The organism is Streptomyces sp. BoleA5 (assembly GCF_000373665.1).
Classification (GTDB): domain Bacteria; phylum Actinomycetota; class Actinomycetes; order Streptomycetales; family Streptomycetaceae; genus Actinacidiphila.
This window is the reverse complement of sequence record NZ_KB892132.1, coordinates 1-12294: the sequence shown is the minus strand read 5'-3', so window position 1 is coordinate 12294 and position 12294 is coordinate 1. Positions and strand designations below refer to the sequence as shown.

Sequence of the window (12294 nt, the reverse complement as noted above, 5' to 3'; positions counted from 1 at the left end):
GGGGCATGACGACGACCACGGCCGGTGTGGGGACGCTGCTGCGCGGCTGGCGCGAGCGGCGCCGCATCAGCCAGCTGGAACTCGCCCTGCGCGCGGACAGCTCGGCCCGGCACATCAGCTTCGTCGAGACCGGCCGCTCGCGCCCCAGCCAGGCCATGGTCCTGCGGCTCGCCGAGCACCTCGACGTGCCCGTCCGCGAGCGCAACGCGCTGCTCGTCGCGGCCGGTTACGCCCCCGCGTATCCGGAGACGCCCTTGGGCGACCCCGCGATGCACCCGCTGCGCGAGAGCCTCGACCGGCTCCTGGCGGCCTACGAGCCCTACCCCGCGCTGGTCCTGGACGGCATGTACGACGTCGTCGCCGCCAACCAGGGCGTGGGCGCCCTGCTCGAGGGCGTCGCCCCGCACCTGCTGCGGCCGCCGCTCAACGCCATGCGCGTCACGCTGCACCCCGAGGGCATGGCCCCGCGGATCCGCAACCTCCGCCAGTGGCGCGGACACCTGCTGGAACGCATCGAGCGTCAGATCGCGATGACCGCACACGGGCCGCTGCGCGCCCTGTACGAGGAGCTGGCGGCCTACCCCGCCCCGCCCGCCCGCTCCGAGCAGCCCTCCGCCTCCGACGACACCGAGGGGATCTTCCCCTTCGCCCTGCCGATGCGGATCGAACACGGCGGCCGGGAGCTGTCGTTCATCTCCACGGCCACCACGTTCAACACACCGATGGACGTGACGGTCTCGGAGCTGGCGATCGAGACCTTCCTCCCCGCCGACCCGGAGACCGCCGCCGCCCTCCGGTCCCTCACGCCGCGGGCAGCCGGTCCAGGAACCCGCTGACCGAGCGGATCCGGCCGTCCTCCGCGAGCGTGATCACGTCGGAGCCCGCGATCGGCGCCGCCCCCGGCTCCGCACCGGCGGGCCCCAGCTCCCAGGCGAAGCGCGCCACGTCGTGGTGCCCGTCCACCTCCCCCACCGGCGTGAACACGAACCCGGGGAACCTCTCCCCCACCCCGGCGATCAGCGCCTCGATCCCCTCGTGCCCGGCCACCCGCGCCAGCGGGTCGGTGTACGTACCGTCCTCCACCCACGCGGCGGCCACCGCCTTGGCCCTCGCCTCCGCGCCGCTGTTCCACGCCTCGAAGTAGCGGGCGACGGCGTCCTCGTACCGGTTCTGCGACATCACGGTCCTCCTCGTCCGGGCAGTCTGGCCCGACCGGACGGGGTGGAGTGCGCCACCCCGTCCGCCCGGTACGACCACCCTGCCGGGGCCGCCGGGCGGGGTCGATTACGCGGGGGGTAATGGCGAGGCGGCGTGGGCCGTGCCTCCCCGCGCAGGTCAGACAACCCATGCGCAGGGAGGCACTGACGGATGGGAGCCAGATGGGGAGCCACGAAGACCGCGTTCAGACCTCCCTCGGCGCGTCCACGGAGTGGTTCCCCGGTTCGAAGATGTCGTCCATCGCTTCGGCCCCGGCAGCAATGAGGGGACGGAGTTTCTTGCGGTAGACCCGTTCGGTCGTGGCGCTCCCGCTGTGCCCCACAACACGCGAGATCACCTCGATCGGGATTCCGTGGTCCGAGAGGAGGGAGACGAAGCTCGTTCGCAGCTCCCTGGTGGTCCACTCCTTCCGGTCAGGAAACCCCGCATCCTTGAGAAGGCTCCTGAAGTTGCGGAGCACCTTCCGTCGCGGCGGCGACATCTTGCTTGCGTGCGGTGCTCTTGTCATACCTGATCGGTAAGGTCGCGATCATGACCTTGGATCACGGCCTGAACGGCCACATCACCACGGGGACGGTACTCACGCGCGGTGGTGAGGCCGAGACGTGCGCCGACCCCAGTGCTGTGATGACACTCTTCGCCGATTCGGCCCAGACCGGGGGCGCGTTCACCAGCTACCGCTCGACCTTTGTCGAAGGTGCGGCCGGTGCGCCTGCCCACTTCCACATGCGCGCCTGGGAGTTGTTCTTCGTACTGGGCGGCTCGCTCCAGGTGTTGCTCGGCGAGAAAGTGACCGTCCTACACCAGGGTGACTTCCTCGCGGTACCGCCGGGCACCCCGCACGCCTTCCGGGCCGCCCCGGGCTCGGGCGCCGACGTCCTGTGCGTCTTCACGCCGGGCATGGACCGCTTCGACTACTTGCGCCTGCTGGGACAGGTCACCCGCGGTGAGGAGCCCCCGAGCCGACTCGCCGAGACTTCGGAGCGCTTCGACAACCACTACGTCGACAGCCCGGTCTGGCGCACGACTCTGGGGGCCTCGGCGTGATCACACCGGACACCCCCATCCGGATCGCCCGCCCCTCCCGGAACCTTGTGGCCGCAGAGCGCTTCTACGTCGAGGGCCTCGGGCTCGACGTTCTGTGGCGCACAACCGAGCGTGTCTCCGGAGAGCATGATCTGGTGATGCTCGGACTCCCGGGCGGCTCCTGGCACTTCGAGCTCACTCACGACCCCGAGCGGCCGCTGGAGCCCATGCCCACGGTGGACGACCTCTTCGTCCTCTATCTCGGTGCCGAGGTCGATGATGCCCTCGTCGACCGCCTCGTCGCCGCGGGCGGCACCCGCGCCGCGGCGCACAACCCCTACTGGGATGAGTACGGCGTCACCGTTGCCGATCCTGACGGCTACCGCCTTGTGCTCTGCTCGCGTTCCTGGAACGCCTGAAGTCCGCCGTCGACGGTCCGGGTCATGGGCGGGGCTGGGTGAACAAGCCCGGTTCGGGCTCGGTGAGGATGCCGCGGTCGACCAGCCGCTTGAGCTTCAGACGGACGTTGTTGATGTCGTTGGGTGCGATCTCTACGTCCATCGCCTCGCACACCGCCCGCGCCCGCAACGGGACGTCGGCTGCGGCAAACACCGCCATGATCTGCTGGTAGGCCGGATGGTCCGGCAGTTTCGCGGCCAGCGGCGTGGGCGGCCGCGAATCGGGCAGCTTCAGCAGCGTCTTGCGGGTGATCCGGATCTCCTCGGCGGCTGTGTCGAACCCGTCCAGCAACGCGGTCAGCTCCGCGATCTTATCCCGGGCCGCCTCGGCCTGCGCGGCGATCTCCCGATCCCGCTCCTCCAGTCGCACCAGCACCGCCCCCAAGGTCAACTCCCCGCCGGTCATGCGCCGCGCCAGGTGGGGGCAGAGGTCCCGGTCAGCATCCTCGACATCCGGTCGCTTAGGGCCCAGTACACCCTCGACTCGGCCGAGGCGGGCCGATGCTCGTAGTCGCGCACCAGCCTGCGGTGCAGCATCAAGATCCCGTTCGTCTGCTCCACCACCCATCTCTTGGGCTGCGGGACGAACCCGGTGTCGCCAGGGTTGCGTTTCACCACTTCGACCTCGATGCCCGCCTTCGCCCCGTGATCGGCGACGGTGGTCTTGAACCTCTGGTCCACCAGGGCCTTCTTCACGGTGCCCGGCTCGGTGCCGGCGATCACCTTGTCCAGCAGTGCGGTGCCGACGGCGTTGTCGTGCACGGAGGCGGCCGGCACCACCACCGCGATCACCAGGCCCAGCATGTCGACGGCCAGTCCCCGCTTGCGCCCCGGCACCTTCTTGTTCGCATCCCGCCCCGTGGTGTCGGCCGGGACTCCGGCGGCGGCGTGCAGGCTCGGGTGTCGAGCACCACCAGGCTGGGGTCGGCTGATCGACCCCTCCTCTCCCGCGCCTGCCAGCGCAGCAGGTCGTAGATGGTCTGGTCGGTGCCGTCGTCGCGCCACTTGTTCGGTCAGCGTCCGCCTCGGCTACAGCATGAGCGGTAGCACCACTTACTCCTCCTACTTCACCATCAGCTCCGGCCAGACCGTCAAGAAGTCCTGGACCAAGTTCGGCGACTACTTCTGCTACAACAGCGTCGGAGTGCTCAACTACAGCGGCGGCACCTTCCAGACGCCTGCCGCACACTGCTGAAACCAGCAGCCCGAAGGGCCCCGTCTGTCCTAGACGGGGCCCTTCGCCTCTCCCCACGCCCTGACTCTGGCAAGGAATACGCCCGTGTTTACCGCGATCTTCCAACACCACGTCGGCTATCTGATCGCTTGCGGGCTGGCCCCGCTCGTCCTGGGTGGCGCGGCATGGCTGCTCGCCCGCCGTTTGGGCAACGTCCACGGCGTTTGGTGGGCTGGCCTTGTCGCCACACTCACCGACGTGCTTGGTGTCACCTCTATGGGCAGCGGCCAGGCCAGCGGCCAATGCGTCATCAACCACCAGTTCGCCGAGCCCTTCAGCACCACCCAGGGGCTGTGGAATCTCGCCATGACGGTGCCGCTCGGGCTCTGCGCCCTGCTGGCCTCGCTCCGGCTGCTTCCCACTCTCGTCGGCGTCATCGCGCTGCCCTTGGCCATCGAGTTCACCCAGGCCACAGTGGACGGCCTAGGACGGATCTGCGACAGCGCTGACGCCGAGATGAACATCCTCGGTGGCCTTGTAGGAGTCGCTGTCGCCGCACTGGTACTCGTCAAGCGCGAGGCCCTCGACTGGCGGGCCGGCACCAAGGCGTCGCTCATCGCATCCGCGGTGTTCCTGACGCTGGGCGCGGGCGTCGCACGCCCGTTCGTGACCTTCTCGCATGTGGACGGAACCGGTCTATCGTCCGCGGACTCCGAGCAGCGCCAAGCCGTCGAGCAGGCAGTGAAGGAAATGTTCGGCGACAGGTATCTGCTGGGGCGTGTGTATGACCAGCCGTGTGTGGGGGCGCCGTGCAGGAACGTCATTTTCACCCTGCTGAGCCGGGACAAGAATCACCCGGAGGCATTCAGCAACGGCAGCCTGTCGTGGCCGGACAAGAAGCACCTGAACGTTCTACTGGAAGACAGCGACCGTCCCAGCGTCATGGGATACCCGGTGGTGGGGGAGAAGGCGCCGTCCACCGAGCAGGAGGCCTTCCAAGTCGCGCAGTCGTACATGCGCGAGCGCTACCCGTGGGCACAGGACGCCGACGTGCACAAGACCTATGCGGTGGGAGAGAGAGCGGAGCTGGGATGGATGACCAGCTGGCGGTGGCTCGACAACGACGTGCTGATGCCGAGGATGCTGGACGTCCAGGTCGACCGGGTCGGACGCGTCTCGCAGCTGGACGTGACTCTCGGCCCCAAACGCCTTGAGCTTGCGAGCGTGAAGTTGGATGCCGGGCAGGCCGAGAAGGCGGTGCGAGAGACGATAGGCGCTCAGCTCCAGGCTCGCGGAGGCAGCATTCCGGACGAGCTGCAAGTCAAGGCTTTTACGCTCAAAGCGGTTGAGAGGGAAAGTGCTTGGCGAGCCGAGTGGCTCGTGGGCGTGTCGAATGGCACAGAGGAGCAGGAAGCCGACCCACTGGCGCCAGGTGCGACGGACACCTGGCGGGTGGATGCGGTGAGTGGACAGGTGTATGACGGCACGAACGCGCCAGTGAAGGCCGGCTGACATCTGACTCCCCGACTTCAAGGAGACCCTGTCCTCCGCCTCACTATGCAGGTCGCGGCCCCGAGGCCGACATTGTTGCCGGGCCCTGTGGGACAGGCGCGGGGCACGTAGGTCGGCGGGCAGCATTTCGGCTGGCCAGGGATGCTCAACCGCACGGTTTGTAAAACCGCCGGCACTCGCAGCCCGGAGGCGGCCCCGATCAGCTCTATCAGGTGTCAACGCTGAGGGAGCCAAACGGGGAGCCACCGTAGGCGTACCGTCGCGGTTCCTCCCAGACCCTCACGGATTGGCGAGCCCACGGACTTGCGGCTACAGCACGCAAGACTGTGCTCCTTCCTGGGCTGCTACCGCTGCCCTCTTACGCGGGGGGTAATGGCGGTACGGCGAGGCGCGGGCCTCCTCGCGCAGGTCGGAGAACGCCTGCGCGGGGAAGGCAACCTCGACCGGCTATGCGGCGAGCGTCGCCAGCGTCTGCTCGGTTGCGGTCAGAATCGAGAAGTGGCCTTGGCCGGGGTGGACGTGAAGGCGGGCCCCGGGTATCGGACACGGTCAGGCAGCTCGGACGCGCAGGCGGCCGCGAACGCTCCACCGCCCGAGACACCGAGCAGCGCGACCGAGCCCACGTCCAGTGCGTCCAGGACCAGAGCGGCTTCCGCGGCCCAGTCCACGACCCGCGTCAGGCGGCGGGCGTCAGAGCCGCCGATACCGGGGCGGTCCGGGGCGATGAAGCGCAGTCCGAGCGCGTCGGCCGCGCCCGCGAAGCCGTACACGGCCAGCCGCGAGTCGGCCAGCCCGTGGCAGAGCAGCACGGCAGGCGCGTCCGGCTCTCCCAGCACCTCGACCGCGATCACCCCGCCGTCGGCTCGACGCAGCTCCACCCTCACATCGTCCCTCGTGACCTTGATCTGGGGGCTGCCTGATCGGCTTTCCGGGCGAAACGGCACGGGGAGGCGGAGCGCCCGGCCCGGCGGGTACGCTGCGACCGGTCCTTCGTCGTCCAGCGGCCCAGGACGCCGCACTCGGGTTCGCCCGATGCGGTACCCCGGTTCGAATCCGGGCGATGGCCAACCCCTGGATGCATTGATCACGAGCGTTGTCCAGCCGCCCGGGCTTGGCCAAAGGTCGGCAAAGGCCCGGGCGGGCCGATGGCCGCTCTGATAACTTCGGTCGCGCGTGACGTCTCCGAGGAGGTGAGACCCATGAACGCGGTATCCCTGTGGGTGCTCCCCCTTGCCGTCACGGTCTGGCGACTGACGTAGGTGTCGCCGGGAGCGCCTGGACATCGAGGCACTCCCGAAAGGCAGCATCATGCATTCCCTGCAGTTCACCGCCGAGTCGTCGTTCGACGGCGTCATCGAGCGCGACCTCACCGTGGACGGCGTCCCCGGTGTCCTCTGGTCACCGGCCTCCGGTGACGGGCTCGCGCCCCTGGTCCTGATGGGGCACGGCGGCGGCAACCACAAGAAGCACCCGGCGATGTCCGGCCGGGCCCGGCGTCTGGTGACTGGCTGCGGCTTCCACGTCGCCGTCCTCGACGCGCCCGGTCACGGCGACCGGCCGCGTACGGCTCATGACGAGGCGGAGATCGCCGAACTGTTCCGGGCGAGGGCGGCCGGCGAACCGGAGGGCCCGATCGTCGTCCGCTACAACGACCACTTGGCGGCGCTCGCCGTGCCCGAGTACCGGGCGCTCCTGGACGTCCTCCAGGGGCTTCCGGAGATCGGCACCGACGGGCCGGTCGGCTACTGGGGCATCAACATGGGCACCGCGATCGGCGTGCCGTTCGTGGCGGCCGAACCCCGGATCACCGCCGCGGTCTTCGGCCAGCACTGGCCCGACGTCCTGGCCGAGAAGGCACAGCGGATCACGATCCCGATCGAGTTCGATCTGCAGTGGGACGACGAGCACATCTCCCGCGAGCAGGGTCTCGCGCTGTTCGACGCCTTCGCCTCGAAGGAGAAGTCACTGCACGTGAACTCGGGCACGCACAAGGAGCTGCCCCGCTTCGAGGCCGACAGCGCGGTCCGCTTCTTCGCCCGGCACCTCGGCGAAGCGGTCACCACTTCGGCCTGACGTGCGCGGGTCGCGGCGTCCGGCGGGCCGGCCGGGCGCCGCGACCGCGGCCTCGGGTGAAGCGGGTCCCGGGGGCGCGCCGCACCCCTTCCCGCCGTCTCGTGATCCGCCGGTGACGCGGCTCTACGCGGGCAACCTCTGCTACGCCGGGGAAGACGCGGATCAAGTCCTGCGGACCTAGCGGGACTTCACGGTCGGCGCACCCGACGAGGTCACGTCCTCCTTCGCCCTGATGCGGATGCCGGACCTGCCGTTCCTTCCGGAGTTCATGCGCGGCACCCTGACGGTGCACGTCCGCTCCTGCGTCACCCCGGCCGCGCAGGGTGCCCGGCTCGTCGCGCCGCTGAGGGACGCGGCGCCCCTGCTCTCGGACATGGTGACGGAGATTCCCTACGCGGACTGCCTGGGCATCGTCCCCGGCGGCGCCGAACCCTGGGCCGCCGTCGAGCACTTCGCCCTGCTCGACGATCTGACCCCGCAGGCCGTCGAGGCCGTCCTCGACACCGCGGGCCCGGGCGCCGCGACGCGGATCGACATCGTCGACATACGCCACCTCGGCGGCGCACTGGCCGCGCCGCCCGCGGCCCCCAACGCCGTCGGCAACCGGGACGCCGGCTTCGCGGTGCTGACGCTGACCTTCACAACGCCCGGCGAGGCGGCGCGAAGCGCCGCCTCGGGCACGGAACGGAACTCACCGAGCGGCTGGCGCCCCGGCCGGGCGACCGCAGGCACCCCGCCTTCCTGTCCCACGCGGACGCGGTCGAGGAGCGGACGCCGACGGCGTACTCCCCCGAGACCTACCGGCGGCTGCGGGCGGTGAAGGCGCGGTACGACCCGGACAGCGTGTTCCGGTTCAACCCCAACATCCCCGCCGCCGGTTGAGCCCTCACCACCACGACGTGGGGTAGACCTCGCGCCTCAGCCGGGCGGAGACCATCTGCACCGCGACGAGAAGCAGCGCGCCGGCCGCCAGGAGGGGGACGAAGTGGAGGGCGGACGGGGTGGTGAGCATGATCATGACCGCGGTGGCCATGGCGGGCGGGTGGGGCGTCTTGAGCAGCAGCACGAGTCCGCAGGCGATGCCGCAGCCCACGACGGCGGCCCAGGGGCCGTGCCAGCCGAGGGCGAGCACGCCGAAGCAGACGAGGCAGGAGAGCATGTGGCCGCCGATGACGTGGCGGGGCTGGGCGAGCGGGGATTCGGGGGTCGCGGTGACGATCGCCATCGTGGCCGCGAGCGGGGGCACCAGCACCGTCTGATGGGTGAGCGTGCCCAGGGCCACCAGCACGGCCAGTCCGATCGAGGTCGTCACGGCCGCCGAGGCGATCGTGCGCGGGGGCAGCCGCGGCAGGTGGCGTGTGCCTCGGCGCTTGGGGGTCGGCTCCGTCTCGGAGGGTGCGACGTCGGCGGTCCTGGTCGTCCCGGACGCCTCAGTCGCCATCACGGTGACCGGTCTCGGGACATGACGGGGCACAGGCCCCCGGGGCACGCGGAATCAGCATGGGGACTCCTCGGGACATCCCCGTATCCGGCCCACGGCGGCTCTTCCGTGACGACGGGGATCACGCCCTCGATCGTCGCGGCGGCGCGCGGGCCGCGTCCAAGACCGCATTCCTATCGCTTGATCGAAGGCCTCTATCGATCCGGCCCGACGATCCGGCCCGCGGGACGATCCGGCCCGCGGACGACCGGGCGGCGACGGCCCGTCCGGGGCCCTGACGGACCCCGCGCACCCTGGCGATCAGCAGGCCGCCGAGCAGGGTGACGAGCGCGGTCGCGAGGTACAGGCCGGTGTAGCCGCCGAGATGGGCGATGACGGGGGCGGCGACGGCCGGGGCGAGCACCTGGGGGCCGGAGTTGGCGATGTTGATGACGCCGAGGTCCTGGCGCGGCTCGGCCGCCGGGAGGACCTGGGTCACCAGGGCCTGGTCCACGGCCAGGTAGATGCCGAAGCCGGCGCCCAGCACCGCGGCGGCGGCCATGGCGGCGGGCCAGGTGTGGACGCAGGCCAGCAGCACCGCGCCGAGGGCCATGACGACGGCGCAGAGCCGTACGAAGCCCTTGCGGCGGCCGGCCCGGTCGGAGAGCACGCCCACCGGGACGGCGGTGAGCGCCGCGCGGAGGGTGTAGTCAGGGTGAGGACCAGCACGCCGGTCTCGGGGTCGTCGAGGCGGACCGCGTCGGTGAGGTAGTAGACCCGTACGACCGGCTCGGCCGACGTGGTGTCCGGGGTGTGGGCGGCCTCCTCACCGGTGTGGCGCATGCGGTTCGCCCTGCAGCGCCCGAGAACATGAGGTCATCTCATGTTCGCGCGGGTGTAGTGCCGGGCCTTCCGGGCGCCAAGGGATCCGGGCGGATCAGGGCGTGGTGCGGCGCGCCTGCGCTATGTGCTCCCGGTACCAGTGGTACGAGGCCTTCGGCGTCCGCCGCCCGGTCCCGTAGTCGACGTGGACGAGACCGAACCGCTGGTGGTAGCCCTCGGCCCATTCGAAGTTGTCCAGCAGCGACCAGGTGAAGTAGCCGCGGACGTCGACCCCGCGGGCGTGGGCGGTCTCGACGGCCTCGATGTGGGTGCGTAGGTAGTCGATGCGGGCCTCGTCGCGGATCTCCCCGTCCTCCGACGGGCGGTCGGTCTGCGAGCAGCCGTTCTCGGTGATCCAGACGGGCGGGAGCGCGGCCCCGTAGCGTGCGTCGAGGCCGGTGAGCAGTTCGGTCAGGCCGTCCGGCACCACCGGCCAGCCGAAGGCGGTGCGCGGGTAGGGGCGGCCCGGCACCGCGACGTCCGGTTCCAGGATGTCGAAGGGCAGGCCCGTCCCCGCCGTGGGGGCGGCGATCCACGTGGGGTTGTAGTAGTTGACGCCGAGGCCGTCGAGGGGTGCGCCGACCACGGTGAGGTCGCCGTCGCGGACGACGCCGCCCCACGTCGGGTCGGTCAGCCCGTACGCGGACAGGTCGGGGTAGCCGCCGAGCAGCAGCGGGTCGGTGAACAGCCGGTTGTGCAGGGCGTCGTAGGCCGCGGCGGCGGCGTGGTCGGCGTCGGTGGCGCTCTCGGGGGTGCGCACCGGTGTGCAGTTGTTGGCGATCAGCACCTGCGCGGGGGCCGGCGCGTGGGCGCGCAGCGCGGCGGTGGCGAGCCCGTGCCCGAGCAACTGGTGGTGGGCGACGGGCAGCGCCTCCAGCATCAGGGCTCGGCCGGGGGCGTGGGTGCCGAAGGCGTAGCCGAAGACCATGTGGACGAAGGGCTCGTTGAGGGTGATCCAGCGCGTGACCCGGTCGCCCAGACGTGTGGCGACGACGGCCGCGTACTCGGCGAAGTGGCGGGCCGTGTCCCGGTTCAGCCAGCCGCCCTCGTCCTCCAGCGCCTGCGGGAGGTCCCAGTGGAAGAGGGTGGGCGTGGGGGTGATGCCGGCCGCGAGGAGCTCGTCCACCAGGCGGTCATAGAAGCCGAGTCCGCGGGCCTCGACGCGCCCCCGGCCCTCCGGCAGGACGCGCGGCCAGGAGACGGAGAAGCGGTAGGAGTCGAGCCCGAGGTCCTTCATCAGCGCCACGTCCTCGGTGTGGCGGTGGTAGTGGTCGCAGGCGATCTCGCCGGTGTGGCCGTCGCGGATCGCGCCGGGCCGGGCGCTGAAGGTGTCCCATACCGACGCCCCCTTGCCGTCCTCGGCGACGGCGCCCTCGATCTGGTACGCGGCGGTGGAGGCACCCCAGCTGAAAGAGACCGGAAGCGGGGACATGGGAATCCTCTCCTCTGCCGAGCACGACGCACACGAAGAACGCGACGAACATGAGTGAAGCTCATGTTAGGCCTCGCCAACCTACACCCGATCGGGCAGAGTGGGACCGTGCAGGCACCCACCGACCCGTCCGGCCCTCTGCGCCGCCGCCCCGTGCAGCAGCGCAGCCGGGAGCGTTTCGACCGGATCCTGGACGCCTGCGCACGGCTGCTGGACGAGGTCGGCCACACGGCGCTCACCACCAAGGAGGTGGCCCGGCGCGCGGAGGTCCCGATCGGGACGCTGTACCAGTTCTTCCCCGGCGTCGACGGGCTGCTGGGCGCCCTGGCCGAACGGAACCTGGGGCGTTTCGCCGACCGGCTCACCCGCCGGGTGGAGGCCGAACGCCCCCAGTGCATCGGGGCGATGGTGGACCTGGCGATCGAGGAGTACGTCGCGATGCGCCGCGCCGTACCGGGCTTCGGGGTGGTGGACTTCGGCGCGATCGGCCGCGAGGACCCGCGCAGCATCCACCTCCTCGACGCGGCGCTGGAGAACAACGCGGCCGTCGCCGACCGGCTCTGGTTCCTCGTCGGCGGGCTGCTCGGGGACGGCGACCAGGCGGCGACCCGTGTGCGGCTGCACGTCGCCCTCGAGTCCGCCGACGCGGTCCTGCGCCTCGCCTTCCGCCGGGACCCCGAGGGCGATCCGGTGCTCATCGCCGAGTGCAAGCGGCTGCTGAGGGGCTATCTGGACGGCTGACGGATATGCCGGGAGCCCCGTGGTGCCGGTGGGGGCGTCACGGGGCTCCGGTGCGTGTACCGCCGGTCGGCGGCATCGCCGGGGTCAGCCCTTGCGGGCGGTGACCTCCTCGGTCAGCTGCGGCACCACCGCGAACAGGTCACCGACCACGCCGTAGTCGACCAGCTCGAAGATCGGCGCCTCCGGGTCCTTGTTGACCGCCACGATCGTCTTCGACGTCTGCATCCCCGCACGGTGCTGGATCGCACCCGAGATACCCGCCGCCACATACAACTGCGGCGACACCGACTTACCCGTCTGACCCACCTGATTGGTGTGCGGATACCACCCCGCATCCACCGCCGCACGCGACGCACCC

The 12294-nt window shown here is 70.7% G+C and carries 17 protein-coding genes, 1 tRNA gene and 1 pseudogene; 10 read left to right on the top strand and 9 right to left on the bottom strand.

What is annotated here, in order from left to right:
* The first annotated feature begins 5 nt into the window (after nucleotides 1-5).
* The gene (locus B085_RS0133205; RefSeq protein WP_018562917.1) at nucleotides 6-836 is read left to right on the top strand and encodes a helix-turn-helix domain-containing protein; all 831 of its coding nucleotides are present in this window, start codon (nucleotides 6-8) and stop codon (nucleotides 834-836) included.
* Here the strand turns inward: B085_RS0133205 and B085_RS0133200 are convergent.
* A complete protein-coding gene (locus tag B085_RS0133200) occupies nucleotides 802-1179 on the bottom strand; it encodes a nuclear transport factor 2 family protein (RefSeq protein WP_018562916.1) in 378 nt (125 codons plus the stop codon). The two genes, B085_RS0133205 and B085_RS0133200, sit on opposite strands and share 35 nt — an antisense overlap.
* Before the next feature lie 223 nt (nucleotides 1180-1402).
* Nucleotides 1403-1726 carry a tyrosine-type recombinase/integrase gene (locus B085_RS0133195; protein ID WP_078620187.1) on the bottom strand — a complete coding sequence of 108 codons (324 nt, stop codon included), beginning with the start codon at nucleotides 1724-1726 and terminating at the stop codon, nucleotides 1403-1405.
* A 23-nt stretch (nucleotides 1727-1749) separates the two neighbouring features.
* Between B085_RS0133195 and B085_RS0133190 the strand changes: the two genes are divergently transcribed.
* Together B085_RS0133190 and B085_RS0133185 are read left to right on the top strand one after the other, a co-directional pair.
* On the top strand, nucleotides 1750-2265 hold the full coding sequence (locus B085_RS0133190; protein WP_051102230.1) for a cupin domain-containing protein: 516 nt from the start codon (nucleotides 1750-1752) through the stop codon (nucleotides 2263-2265).
* A complete protein-coding gene (locus B085_RS0133185) occupies nucleotides 2262-2663 on the top strand; it encodes a VOC family protein (RefSeq protein ID WP_018562913.1) in 402 nt (133 codons plus the stop codon). The genes B085_RS0133190 and B085_RS0133185 overlap by 4 nt, the downstream gene beginning before the upstream one ends.
* A gap of 22 nt (nucleotides 2664-2685) precedes the next feature.
* Here the strand turns inward: B085_RS0133185 and B085_RS0133180 are convergent, their stop codons facing one another.
* Nucleotides 2686-3108, bottom strand: coding sequence for a hypothetical protein (locus B085_RS0133180; protein ID WP_026251701.1), 423 nt, complete (start codon nucleotides 3106-3108; stop codon nucleotides 2686-2688).
* Nucleotides 3105-3706, bottom strand: a pseudogene (locus tag B085_RS48945) (transposase); the annotation flags it as partial. The gene B085_RS0133180 and the pseudogene B085_RS48945, both read right to left, overlap by 4 nt.
* A 32-nt stretch (nucleotides 3707-3738) precedes the next feature.
* On the opposite strand from B085_RS48945, the gene B085_RS50235 reads away from it, so the two are divergent.
* Nucleotides 3739-3897: a hypothetical protein gene (locus tag B085_RS50235; protein ID WP_018562910.1), complete on the top strand. Its 159-nt coding sequence runs from the start codon at nucleotides 3739-3741 to the stop codon at nucleotides 3895-3897.
* Nucleotides 3898-3981: 84 nt separating this feature from the next.
* On the top strand, nucleotides 3982-5388 hold the full coding sequence (locus tag B085_RS0133165) for a VanZ family protein (protein ID WP_018562909.1): 1407 nt from the start codon (nucleotides 3982-3984) through the stop codon (nucleotides 5386-5388).
* Between the two features lie 485 nt (nucleotides 5389-5873).
* Here the strand turns inward: B085_RS0133165 and B085_RS49740 are convergent, their stop codons facing one another.
* Nucleotides 5874-6266: an alpha/beta fold hydrolase gene (locus tag B085_RS49740; RefSeq protein WP_158689873.1), complete on the bottom strand. Its 393-nt coding sequence runs from the start codon at nucleotides 6264-6266 to the stop codon at nucleotides 5874-5876.
* Nucleotides 6267-6373: 107 nt separating this feature from the next.
* On the opposite strand from B085_RS49740, the gene B085_RS49735 reads away from it, so the two are divergent.
* From B085_RS49735 to B085_RS51185, 4 genes are all read left to right on the top strand, one after another.
* Nucleotides 6374-6455, top strand: a tRNA-OTHER gene (locus B085_RS49735).
* Between the two features lie 241 nt (nucleotides 6456-6696).
* Nucleotides 6697-7461, top strand: a complete 765-nt coding sequence (locus tag B085_RS0133155; RefSeq protein ID WP_018562907.1) for an alpha/beta hydrolase — start codon at nucleotides 6697-6699, stop codon at nucleotides 7459-7461.
* A gap of 238 nt (nucleotides 7462-7699) precedes the next feature.
* Nucleotides 7700-8281 carry a hypothetical protein gene (locus tag B085_RS51190; RefSeq protein WP_234018714.1) on the top strand — a complete coding sequence of 194 codons (582 nt, stop codon included), beginning with the start codon at nucleotides 7700-7702 and terminating at the stop codon, nucleotides 8279-8281.
* Complete coding sequence (locus tag B085_RS51185) at nucleotides 8269-8343, top strand: BBE domain-containing protein (protein ID WP_234018716.1); 75 nt, start codon at nucleotides 8269-8271, stop codon at nucleotides 8341-8343. Before B085_RS51190 ends, B085_RS51185 begins: the two co-directional genes overlap by 13 nt.
* 4 nt (nucleotides 8344-8347) lie before the next feature.
* Here B085_RS51185 and B085_RS0133145 read toward each other — a convergent pair whose 3' ends face one another.
* The 3 genes from B085_RS0133145 to B085_RS0133135 form a co-directional block, all read right to left on the bottom strand.
* Nucleotides 8348-8902 (bottom strand): HPP family protein, encoded by a 555-nt coding sequence (locus B085_RS0133145; RefSeq protein ID WP_018562906.1) that lies wholly within the window; start codon nucleotides 8900-8902, stop codon nucleotides 8348-8350.
* 121 nt (nucleotides 8903-9023) lie between these two features.
* The gene (locus B085_RS44625) at nucleotides 9024-9557 is read right to left on the bottom strand and encodes an MFS transporter (protein WP_018562905.1); all 534 of its coding nucleotides are present in this window, start codon (nucleotides 9555-9557) and stop codon (nucleotides 9024-9026) included.
* A gap of 261 nt (nucleotides 9558-9818) precedes the next feature.
* Nucleotides 9819-11195, bottom strand: a complete 1377-nt coding sequence (locus B085_RS0133135) for a GH1 family beta-glucosidase (RefSeq protein ID WP_018562904.1) — start codon at nucleotides 11193-11195, stop codon at nucleotides 9819-9821.
* Between the two features lie 108 nt (nucleotides 11196-11303).
* Between B085_RS0133135 and B085_RS0133130 the strand changes: the two genes are divergently transcribed.
* A complete protein-coding gene (locus B085_RS0133130) occupies nucleotides 11304-11936 on the top strand; it encodes a TetR/AcrR family transcriptional regulator (RefSeq protein ID WP_018562903.1) in 633 nt (210 codons plus the stop codon).
* Between the two features lie 84 nt (nucleotides 11937-12020).
* Here the strand turns inward: B085_RS0133130 and B085_RS47685 are convergent.
* The coding region (locus tag B085_RS47685) for an electron transfer flavoprotein subunit alpha/FixB family protein (protein ID WP_161275774.1) at nucleotides 12021-12294 on the bottom strand (274 nt) is incomplete at its 5' end.

Bases quoted from the DNA above. Each gene is read 5' to 3' on its own strand.
- B085_RS0133205 (WP_018562917.1), top strand. From the start codon at position 6: ATGACGACGACCACGGCCGGTGTGGGGACGCTGCTGCGCGGCTGGCGC.
- B085_RS0133200 (WP_018562916.1), bottom strand. From the start codon at position 1,179: ATGTCGCAGAACCGGTACGAGGACGCCGTCGCCCGCTACTTCGAGGCG.
- B085_RS0133195 (WP_078620187.1), bottom strand. From the start codon at position 1,726: ATGACAAGAGCACCGCACGCAAGCAAGATGTCGCCGCCGCGACGGAAG.
- B085_RS0133190 (WP_051102230.1), top strand. From the start codon at position 1,750: ATGACCTTGGATCACGGCCTGAACGGCCACATCACCACGGGGACGGTA.
- B085_RS0133180 (WP_026251701.1), bottom strand. From the start codon at position 3,108: ATGACCGGCGGGGAGTTGACCTTGGGGGCGGTGCTGGTGCGACTGGAG.
- B085_RS50235 (WP_018562910.1), top strand. From the start codon at position 3,739: ATGAGCGGTAGCACCACTTACTCCTCCTACTTCACCATCAGCTCCGGC.
- B085_RS0133155 (WP_018562907.1), top strand. From the start codon at position 6,697: ATGCATTCCCTGCAGTTCACCGCCGAGTCGTCGTTCGACGGCGTCATC.
- B085_RS51190 (WP_234018714.1), top strand. From the start codon at position 7,700: ATGCCGGACCTGCCGTTCCTTCCGGAGTTCATGCGCGGCACCCTGACG.
- B085_RS0133145 (WP_018562906.1), bottom strand. From the start codon at position 8,902: ATGGCGACTGAGGCGTCCGGGACGACCAGGACCGCCGACGTCGCACCC.
- B085_RS0133135 (WP_018562904.1), bottom strand. From the start codon at position 11,195: ATGTCCCCGCTTCCGGTCTCTTTCAGCTGGGGTGCCTCCACCGCCGCG.